The following is a 1,835-nucleotide window of genomic DNA, read 5'->3' on the forward strand; positions in this document are numbered from 1 at the left end:
GTAGGAGAGCCGGCGTGAGCTTGAGGATCGTTGTCTGTGTGAAGTACGTGCCCGACGCCACCGGCGACCGGCACTTCGCCGATGACCTGACCGTCGATCGTGACGACGTGGACGGCCTGCTGTCGGAGCTCGACGAGTACGCGGTCGAGCAGGCGCTGCAGATCGCCGAGGCGGCGGACGACGCGGAGATCACGGTGCTGACGGTGGGTCCGGAGGACGCCAAGGACGCGCTGCGCAAGGCGTTGTCGATGGGCGCGGACAAGGCCGTCCATGTCGAGGACGACGACCTGCACGGCTCGGACGTCATGGGCACGTCGCTGGTGCTGGCGAAGGCGATCGAGAAGACCGGCTATGACCTGGTGGTGTGCGGGATGGCGTCCACCGACGGCACGATGGGTGTGCTGCCGGCGATCCTGGCCGAGCGGCTGGGTGTCCCGCAGGTGACGCTGCTGTCCGAGGTGGCGGTCGAGGACGGGATCGTGAAGGGCCGCCGGGACGGTGACACCGCCTCGGAGCAGCTTCAGGCGTCGCTGCCGGCCGTGGTGTCGGTGACGGACCAGTCGGGTGAGGCCCGCTACCCGTCGTTCAAGGGGATCATGGCGGCGAAGAAGAAGCCGGTGCAGTCGCTGGACCTGTCGGACCTGGACCTGGAGGCGGAGGAGGTCGGCCTGGAGGGTGCCTGGACCGCGGTCGACTCCGCGGCCGAGCGTCCGGCCCGGACCGCGGGCACGATCGTCAAGGACGAGGGCGAGGGCGGCAAGCAGCTCGCGGCCTTCCTGGCGAGCCAGAAGTTCATCTGAGGCTGAGCTTCGGTCGTCAACCCCACTGCCCCCCTTCATACTTCGCAAGCAGGAGAGAAGAAGTCCCATGGCTGAAGTTCTCGTCTACGTCGACCACGTGGACGGTGCCGTCCGCAAGCCCACCCTGGAACTGCTGACCCTGGCCCGCCGGATCGGCGAGCCCGTCGCGGTCGCCCTCGGCTCCGGCGCCGAGAACACCGCCGCCGCGCTCGCCGGGCACGGCGCGGTGAAGGTGCTGACCGCCGATGCGCCCGAGTTCGCCGACTACCTCGTGGTGCCGAAGGTGGATGCGCTGCAGGCCGCCTGCGAGGCCGTCTCCCCGGCCGCGGTGCTGGTGCCGTCGTCGGCGGAGGGCAAGGAGATCGCGGCCCGTCTCGCGGTCCGTATCGGCTCCGGTCTGATCACCGACGCGGTCGACCTGGAGGCCGGCGAGGAGGGCCCGGTCGCGACGCAGTCCGCGTTCGCCGCCTCCTTCACCACCAAGTCCCGCATCACCAAGGGCACCCCGGTCATCACGGTGAAGCCGAACTCGGCCCCGGTCGAGCCGGCCCCGGCCGCCGGCGCCGTCGAGGCCCTCACGGTCTCCTTCGGCGAGCAGGCCACCGGCACCAAGGTCACCGCCCGCACCCCGCGGGAGTCGACCGGCCGGCCGGAGCTGACCGAGGCCGCGATCGTGGTCTCCGGCGGCCGTGGCGTCAACGGCGCGGAGAACTTCGCGGTGATCGAGGCGCTGGCCGACTCCCTGGGTGCCGCCGTCGGCGCCTCCCGTGCCGCGGTCGACGCCGGCTGGTACCCGCACTCCAACCAGGTCGGCCAGACCGGCAAGTCCGTGTCCCCGCAGCTGTACATCGCCTCCGGCATCTCCGGCGCGATCCAGCACCGGGCCGGCATGCAGACCTCCAAGACCATCGTCGCGATCAACAAGGACGCCGAGGCCCCGATCTTCGACCTCGTCGACTACGGCGTCGTCGGCGACCTCTTCCAGGTCGTCCCGCAGCTGACCGAGGAGATCAACACCCGCAAGGGCTGACCCCC

The 1,835-nt window shown here is 70.7% G+C and carries 2 protein-coding genes; both read left to right on the plus strand.

The features are described from left to right. Positions 1-14 precede the first annotated feature (14 nt). Positions 15-800: an electron transfer flavoprotein subunit beta/FixA family protein gene (locus ACFV9O_RS40195; protein WP_385428006.1), complete on the plus strand. Its 786-nt coding sequence runs from the start codon at positions 15-17 to the stop codon at positions 798-800. A 67-nt stretch (positions 801-867) separates the two neighbouring features. Next, the gene (locus ACFV9O_RS40200; protein ID WP_385428009.1) at positions 868-1,830 is read left to right on the plus strand and encodes an electron transfer flavoprotein subunit alpha/FixB family protein; all 963 of its coding nucleotides are present in this window, start codon (positions 868-870) and stop codon (positions 1,828-1,830) included. Positions 1,831-1,835 lie beyond the last annotated feature (5 nt).

The sequence above is a fragment of the Streptomyces sp. NPDC059909 genome, from assembly GCF_042730885.1.
Lineage (GTDB): Bacteria > Actinomycetota > Actinomycetes > Streptomycetales > Streptomycetaceae > Streptomyces.

Coding starts and splice junctions, on each gene's coding strand:
- ACFV9O_RS40200 (WP_385428009.1), top strand. CDS start 868: ATGGCTGAAGTTCTCGTCTACGTCGACCACGTGGACGGTGCCGTCCGC.